Genomic DNA, 7,077 nt, shown 5'->3' on the forward strand with positions numbered 1-7,077 from the left:
AAAATACACCGGCGGCGGAAGCGTTCAACCGGAACCCGCCAGATAACTTCCCAGCCTTCTTACGCCCTTCTCTATGTTGGCAACGGAGTTGGCGTACGAGAGGCGCAAATGCCCCTCCCCCTCGCTTCCGAAGTCAACACCGGGCGTAACGGCGACTCCGGTTTTCTCAAGGATGTCAAACGCAAGCGCGCGCGAGTCGCGCCCCGCCCCGCCGGGGGGCTTGACGAACATGTAAAAAGCGCCGCGCGGCCGCCCGCACGGAGGAAGCCCTATGCGCCTCAACTCCCGCTCCATCGCGTCTCTGCGCTCCGAAAAAGCGGCGGCTATCTCTCCCGCGCGCGGCACAACGCTTTTTACCGCCGCAATGCCGCCGTGCTGAACAAACATGTTGGGCGATATAAACAGGTTCTGCTGAAGTTTCCGGGCGGCCAGTATTACCTCGCGGGGCGCCGCCATGTAGCCGAGCCGCCAGCCGGTCATTGAGCACAGTTTTGAAAATCCGTTCACCACAATTGCGCGCTCCGTGTGGTTCAGCGCGGAGCGCGACTTCACGCCGTATTCAAGCCCGTGGTATATCTCGTCCGACACCACGGGAAGACCCAGCGAGCAGACCGCCCCAAGCGCATCGTCATCAAGAACGGCCCCGGTGGGGTTGGAGGGAGAGTTGATGATTATCGCCGCTGTTTTCGGATTGAGCGCCCTCCTCACCCGTCCGATGTCAATCCGGTAATCCTCCCCGGCATAAACCGGAACCTCCACGGGAACGCCTCCCGCAGCCCTGATGACGCCCGGATAACACGCATAGCAGGGCGAAGTTATGACAACCTCGTCGCCGGGGTTCACAACGCACATCATCGCAAGAAGCAGAGCGGGCGAACTGCCGGAGGTTATCAGTATGTTGTCGGCGGTCAGGCTGAGCCCGTATCGCGAGTTGGCGGATTCCGCAACCGCCTCCCTGAGCGGCTCTATGCCGGGGCTCGGAGAGTAACCGGTCTCGCCACGCCTTATGGAGTCCATGGCCGCCTCGCACACCTCCGGGGCGGTCGGAAGGTCGGGATGCCCCACCTCAAGGTGGACAATGTCCGTGCCGCCGCTCTCCATGCGGGTCGCCCGCTCAAGAACCTCCATCACATAAAAGGGGGCGACCCCTTCGGCAAGGCGCGACGCCTTAATTATGTTTGCGTCCGGGGGCATCTACCCTTCCCCCTCATCTTCGCGGTCGGCAAAAGCCCTGTCCATTTTTTTGAACATCATCTCCCTTTTGAGACGGCTCAGGCGGTCAACAAACAGAATTCCGTCAAGGTGGTCGGCTTCGTGCTGGATTATTCTCGCCGTGAGGCCGCCCGCGGTCATGGAGCGGATTTCGCCGTCCCGTGTGAGCCACTCAACCTCAACGGTTTTCTTTCTCCCCACTTTTGCGATGAAACCCGGAATGCTCAGGCAGCCCTCCGTATCAAATTCCCGTCCGGAGCCGCCTTTGAAAACGGGGTTTATCATCTCTATAACGGGCATATCCTGCGGCGGCTTTGCATTTTCATCCCCGTCCGGTGATTCAAAATCGCGCGCGTCCGACACCAGCGCAACCCTTATGTTCCTTCCCACCTGAGGGGCGGAAAGCCCTATGCCGCGAGCCGCCTTCATGGTTTCAGCCATATCATCCAGAAAGCGGCGCACGGAGGCGTCTATCTTTTGAACCTTGGCGCTTTTCCTTCTCAGTCCGGGGTCGGGGTAAAGCAGGATGTCAAGTAAGGCCATGTCCCCGGAGTCAAACCCTTTTTAAGGACTTTTTTATGTCTTTGCCCTGCCTGAAGCACGGAAGCCTCTTCGCCTCCACGCTGACACTCTCTCCGGTTCGCGGATTTCTGCCTGTGTAGGGCTTGCAGTCCTTGGTGTAGAAACTTCCGAATCCCCTTATCTCAACCCGCGAGCCGGACGACACGGCGGATTCCATTCCTTTCACTATGGCGTCAAGCGCTTTTTCCGACTCGGAACCGGAAAGCCGGAACTTGTAGGAGATTTTTCTTGCCATCTCGGATCTGGTCATAGCAACGGCAGTTAGCCTAACAGCGGCGCGCTCAAACGCAAGCGCCCCGGCGGGCGGACGCAAGAGCCGCCTTTATCTCCGCCCTTTGCGCCCGCCGCCTGAGGGCGCGGGCAACAAGCCCCTTTTTCGGCGCAAACGCGAGGACAACCAGAAACACGGCTCCGAGAACCGTAACCACCGCTCCCGCTATGTTGGTGTTGAAATGCGCCGCCGCTTCAAAACCGGCAAACGCGCCGAACGCGCCGAACGCCGCACCGAGAACAAGGGCGGAGGAAAGCCTGTCCGTCAGAAGAAGGGCGCAGCACGGGGGCGTGGTTATCAGGGCTATGAGCATGACCGAGCCCGCCGCGCTGAAAGCGGAAACGCAAGTAAAGCACACCACCGCCCAGAAGCACGCGGAAAGAACCCGACCAGACAATCCGGCCGTCCGCGCGGCGGTCTCATCAAAGGTTGACATCTTCAATTCCTTGTAAAAAAGCGACACAAAAAGCAGACACGCAAGCGCCGCCGCGCCTGCGGAATAAAGGGAAACGGGCCCCAAATCCGCGCCGCCCCATGTGAGCCGGTCAAGGGGGGCAAACGCTATCTCACCCAGCAGAACGGAGTCAACATCCAGATGGGCTTTCCCGGCGTATTTTGACACCAGTATCACGCCCGCGCTGAACAGGAACGGATATACAAACGCTATTGAAGAGTCTGCGGACATGAGCCGGCTGCGCGAGAGCGTCTCGGAGAGAAACGCGCTCAGAAGCGCCGCCGCAAACACGAACGGAACAATAAGCGGCGATGACAGGCTGCCGGTCAGAAGAAAACCCGCGACTATTCCCGGAAGTATGGAGTGGCTTATTGAGTCCGCCGCCATCGCCTTGCCCCTCAGAACCAGAAAAGTTCCTATAACGGCGCAACTCACCGACACAAGGGCCGCGACCGCCCGTATTTCGGCTTCCGGGCTCATCAGGCTTCAGCCCTCCGGCGCAAAATCAGGGCGCACACCGCCGCCGCCGTGAGGCAAATCACTATGGCGGGCCCCGTGGGAACGCCCGGAATTTTCCAACTCGCCACCGACCCCGCAACCCCGCCGGTCGCCCCGAAAATTGCGGACACAACCACCATGGCGCCCAGCCCCCCGGTCAAGTGCCTTGCGGCGACCGCAGGCGCGACAAGCATTGAGCACATCAGCACAACCCCCACCGTCTCAACGCCCGCCACCGTTACGCAGACAAGCGCGGTATTTATGAAAAATCCCGCCGCGCGCGTTCTGAACCCGGCGGCGCGCGCGTATTCGCCGTCAAAGCAGACCAGACTGACCTGCTTCCAGAAAACCGCCAGCCCCGCCGCGATGACCGCCCCGGCGAGCAGTATGGTTTTGAGGTCGCCAAGGGACATGGCGCTTGCCTGACCAAAAAGAAACCTGTCCAGCCCCGCCTGCCCGGACGCGCCGGACTTCTGTATGGCGGTCAGAAGAACAATGCCGACCCCGAACGACAGGGAAACGCCCATGGCGAGAGCGCTGTCGGTTTTGATTGCGGGAACCGAGCGGGCGAGCCGCACAAAGCCCGCCGCAAGAAAAGCGGTAACAAACGCGCCCGCCAGAAGAGCCGGGGATGACTTGCCGCCCGCCGCCATAAAACCGAGCGCGACCCCCGGAAGGCAGCCGTGGGATACGGCGTCCGCAAGCAGGGTTTCCTTCCTCACGAACACAACCGCCCCGCACATGCCGGAGACCAGCCCCAGAAGGGCGGTTCCGGACAGAATCACCGAAACCGTGTAGTCGGTAAACATTTCGGCGAAAAACCCCATGCGAGCCGCCTACGGGTTTGGTTTCACGCCGCCGCGCTTCCCCTCCGTTGCGGAAGCCGGGGAGTAGGCGCGGCGGATGTTTTCATCGGTGAACACGCCGGAGACCCCGCCGCTTGCGATAACATTGCGGTTGAGCAGGGTAACGGAGTCAAAGTAATCGGGCACGGTTCCGAGGTCGTGGTGAACGGCGACAACGGTTTTGCCGCCGTCTCTCATTTCCCTCATCAGCCGGGCGACGGCGGTTTCGGTTGTCTTGTCAACTCCCTGAAACGGCTCGTCCATAAGATAAAGAGACGCATCCTGCGCAAGGGCGCGCGCTATGAAAACCCTTTGCCTCTGACCGCCGGAAAGTTCGCCTATCTGCCTGCCCGCGAGGCGGGCGAGCCCCGTTTTCTCAAGCGCCTCAAAGGTTCTGCGCCGCTCCTTTTTTCCGGGCCTCCTTATCCAGCCGAGGGACGGATACGTGCCCATCTGAACCACATCTTTGACACTTGCGGGGAAATTCCAGTCAACATTGCCCCGCTGCGGCACATAAGCGACCGATCTTCTTGCCGCCTCGTAGCGGCCGCCGAAAAACAAGACTTCCCCCGCCGCCCTCGGAACAAGGTTTTGAACCGCTTTTATCAGGGTGGTTTTGCCCGCCCCGTTGGGTCCCACCACTGCCATAAGCGAGCCGCGCGCAACGGAAAATGAGGCGTCCCACAGGGCGGCGTCGCCGGAGTAGCAGACCGTCAGCCCGTCAACTTCAAGCGAATTGTCCATGGCGGAAAAGCCGTCTAAAAGCGGGAGGGCGCGGGAGTTTCAGCCCCGGCTCCGGCAACCTTGCGACCGGACAGGGACGAGCATATTACATCAACATTGTGGGTGAACATGCCGCCGAGGGTCTCATGCCCGGAGCCGCGCGCGCCCAAAGCGTCCGAATAAAGTTTGCCGCCTATGGCGACCTTCACGCCCGCGCGTTTTGCGGCCTCCCTGACAGACTTTATGTAACGTTCCGAAACCGAGGTTTCGGTGAAAATTGCGGGCAGGCGGTTTTTGACTATAAGCCCCGTTACGCGGAGAACATCGGAGATTGCCGCCTCCGAAACCGTGCTGACGCCCTGAAGCGCGGCCACCTTGAAGCCGTAAGCCCTGCCGAAATATCCGAACGCATCGTGAGAGGTGATGATTATCCTCTTTTCCGGCGGAACCTGCCGCGCCATGGCGCGGGCGTAGTCATCAATCTTGCCGAGAGACGCCATATAGGCGCGGGCGTTTTCCGCATAATAGTCCGCCCCTTCGGGGTCGGCGGCGGCAAGCGCCTGCGCGACCGCCTCAACGGCGAACTTCCACAGCCGGGGGTCAAACCACACATGCGGGTCATAGGATGTCCCGCCCGCCGGAATGAGCATATCCCGTGGAATGCCGCGCGTTACGGCAACGGTGTTTTTTCCGCGCCTCTTCATGCCCTCAAGCACGTCGGATATTTTCCCCTCAAGGTGAAGCCCGTGATAAAAGATGATGTCGGCGGACGCAAGAGTCCTGATGTCTCCGGCGGTCGCCCTGTAGAGGTGCGGGTCAATGCCGGAGCCCATGAGGGACTTTGCCATCACCCTGCCGCCGCCCACATTCACAACCACGTCATTCACGATGCCGGTTGTGGAAACAACCTTTATGCCGCCGTGGCTGTGCGGCATGCCCGTCTCGTGGCAGAGCGCGGGCGCGGCGGCGAATAGAAAAATAACAAACGCAAGCAGTCTCATCTTCCGCCTCCCCCCGCCGCTTTGCGGACATCTGTCTTGCGGGTGTCGGCTTTGCGCACATCGGTAACGGACACGTGCTGCGCTATGCCTCCGCCTATGCTGTGCTTCCGTCCGTTCACCGTTACGGTGATGGGCCCGTCAAACGGCTCAACATTTTTCACCGTTATTGCCGCGCCCGGAAACATGCCCTTTTCCCCAAGGTATTGAAGCATTTCCGAATCATGGTCGCTCACCTCGGCGACAACCCCGCTGTCGCCCGCGGCAAGATTGCTGAGCGTCTCGCACTTTCTCCGAAGCAGCAAAACGCCGTCTCTGGTGGGTATCTGCGCCCCGTGCGGGTCAACGGTCGGGAAGCCCAGTTTTTCATCCATTCTGTCTTCCACATCCTCGGATATGAAGTGTTCCCATCTGTCCGCCTCTTCGTGAACCTTGTCCCACGGGATGCCGAGCGCCTCTTGAAGATAGAGTTCTATGAGGCGGTGGTGTCTTATCATTTCAAGGGCGATTTTCTCGCCCGCTTTGGTCAGCCGGACGCCCCGATACGGCTTGTGAACAAGCAGTTTTTTCGCGGCGAGTTTTCTGACCGTCTCCGTAACGGAGGGTGGGGAAACTTTGAGTTTTGCCGCAATGTCTTTGGTCATAACCCTGTCTGAGCGTTCCGACAGTTCGTAAATCGCTTTCAGGTAATCCTGAGTGGTTTGGCTGCACATGGCTCCTCCTTCAAAATTAGGCATGCCTAATTTATATATGAGGCGGGGCTAAAAAGCAAATACGGCAAAGGTGAAACTTTGGACGGACAAACACGGACGCAGAGAAACCCCCGCCATTAATCCAAAAGCGGCGGAGCCGCAACCGTCCGTGTCTGTCCGTGTGGGGTTGTGGGGCTATGCCCCGGTTTAGAACTGTTTCGTAAACTCTATGTAGCCGCGGTGTTCAACCGGCGCTCCGCCTATGCGGTCAACGGTTTCGTAGCCTGCGGTTACGCCGCCGACTGTTTCAATGTCCACACCGCCGGACTTTGTGGTTGTCTCGCCGTCTTCAATGTCGCCGCGGGCAAACACCTTCACCGTTCCGCTGTCGCGCATCAGAGGCATCCCGTAGCCGAATTCAAGTTCGTATTTCCGCTGCGCCGAGGAGTCAATGCTCATGTCCTCTATTCTGCGGTCCCAAAGGGTGTCGCGTTTGTCGCCGGTGGCTCCCAGATACGGGCGGAAGGACACATACGGGCCTTTTTCCTTGCCGCGCGGCGACCAGGATATGTCGCCGGAGAAGCCGTATTCTTTCAGGTCATCGCTCTGGAGAACCAATACGCGGCCGTCAAGGTCAACACTCAGGCCGACGGAGCGGGCGGCAAAGTTCAGGCCGCCGCCGAGTTCAAGGCCGCTGCCCGAGGCCGCGTCTCCGAAGTCGCCCCTGTATGCCAGCGCCAGAGAAGCGCCAACGCCGCCGCTTGATCTTGCGGACATTTCAAGCCCAAGACGCCCTGTTCCG

At 60.0% G+C, this 7,077-nt stretch carries 9 protein-coding genes; all 9 read right to left on the bottom strand.

The genetic code is table 11. The annotated features are described in order from the left end of the window. Positions 1 to 24: 24 nt before the first annotated feature. Entirely contained in the window at positions 25 to 1,194 is a 1,170-nt protein-coding gene (locus OXF42_02090; GenBank protein ID MCY4046886.1) for a pyridoxal phosphate-dependent aminotransferase, read from the bottom strand. Beyond that, on the bottom strand, positions 1,195 to 1,755 hold the full coding sequence (gene def, locus OXF42_02095; protein ID MCY4046887.1) for a peptide deformylase: 561 nt from the start codon (positions 1,753 to 1,755) through the stop codon (positions 1,195 to 1,197). A 10-nt stretch (positions 1,756 to 1,765) separates the two neighbouring features. Next, positions 1,766 to 2,044: an integration host factor subunit beta gene (locus OXF42_02100; GenBank protein ID MCY4046888.1), complete on the bottom strand. Its 279-nt coding sequence runs from the start codon at positions 2,042 to 2,044 to the stop codon at positions 1,766 to 1,768. 31 nt (positions 2,045 to 2,075) lie between these two features. Then, a complete protein-coding gene (locus OXF42_02105) occupies positions 2,076 to 2,999 on the bottom strand; it encodes a metal ABC transporter permease (GenBank protein MCY4046889.1) in 924 nt (307 codons plus the stop codon). Continuing rightward, positions 2,999 to 3,844: a metal ABC transporter permease gene (locus OXF42_02110; protein MCY4046890.1), complete on the bottom strand. Its 846-nt coding sequence runs from the start codon at positions 3,842 to 3,844 to the stop codon at positions 2,999 to 3,001. The genes OXF42_02105 and OXF42_02110 overlap by 1 nt, the downstream gene beginning before the upstream one ends. 9 nt (positions 3,845 to 3,853) lie before the next feature. After that, the gene (locus OXF42_02115; GenBank protein MCY4046891.1) at positions 3,854 to 4,606 is read right to left on the bottom strand and encodes a metal ABC transporter ATP-binding protein; all 753 of its coding nucleotides are present in this window, start codon (positions 4,604 to 4,606) and stop codon (positions 3,854 to 3,856) included. A gap of 14 nt (positions 4,607 to 4,620) precedes the next feature. Then, positions 4,621 to 5,586, bottom strand: coding sequence for a zinc ABC transporter substrate-binding protein (locus OXF42_02120; GenBank protein ID MCY4046892.1), 966 nt, complete (start codon positions 5,584 to 5,586; stop codon positions 4,621 to 4,623). Next, positions 5,583 to 6,320 (bottom strand): metal-dependent transcriptional regulator, encoded by a 738-nt coding sequence (locus OXF42_02125; protein ID MCY4046893.1) that lies wholly within the window; start codon positions 6,318 to 6,320, stop codon positions 5,583 to 5,585. The genes OXF42_02120 and OXF42_02125 overlap by 4 nt, the downstream gene beginning before the upstream one ends. Before the next feature lie 162 nt (positions 6,321 to 6,482). Next, the coding region (locus OXF42_02130; protein ID MCY4046894.1) for a hypothetical protein at positions 6,483 to 7,077 on the bottom strand (595 nt) is incomplete at its 5' end.

Source organism: Candidatus Dadabacteria bacterium (assembly GCA_026708565.1).
In the GTDB taxonomy this organism is placed as follows: Bacteria; Desulfobacterota_D; UBA1144; order Nemesobacterales; family Mycalebacteriaceae; genus Mycalebacterium.

Excerpts from the sequence above, each read along its gene's own strand:
- OXF42_02125 (MCY4046893.1), bottom strand. The coding sequence starts at position 6,320 with ATGCCTAATTTTGAAGGAGGAGCCATGTGCAGCCAAACCACTCAGGAT.
- OXF42_02110 (MCY4046890.1), bottom strand. The coding sequence starts at position 3,844 with ATGGGGTTTTTCGCCGAAATGTTTACCGACTACACGGTTTCGGTGATT.
- OXF42_02090 (MCY4046886.1), bottom strand. The coding sequence starts at position 1,194 with ATGCCCCCGGACGCAAACATAATTAAGGCGTCGCGCCTTGCCGAAGGG.
- OXF42_02120 (MCY4046892.1), bottom strand. The coding sequence starts at position 5,586 with ATGAGACTGCTTGCGTTTGTTATTTTTCTATTCGCCGCCGCGCCCGCG.
- OXF42_02115 (MCY4046891.1), bottom strand. The coding sequence starts at position 4,606 with ATGGACAATTCGCTTGAAGTTGACGGGCTGACGGTCTGCTACTCCGGC.
- OXF42_02100 (MCY4046888.1), bottom strand. The coding sequence starts at position 2,044 with ATGACCAGATCCGAGATGGCAAGAAAAATCTCCTACAAGTTCCGGCTT.
- def (MCY4046887.1), bottom strand. The coding sequence starts at position 1,755 with ATGGCCTTACTTGACATCCTGCTTTACCCCGACCCCGGACTGAGAAGG.
- OXF42_02105 (MCY4046889.1), bottom strand. The coding sequence starts at position 2,999 with ATGAGCCCGGAAGCCGAAATACGGGCGGTCGCGGCCCTTGTGTCGGTG.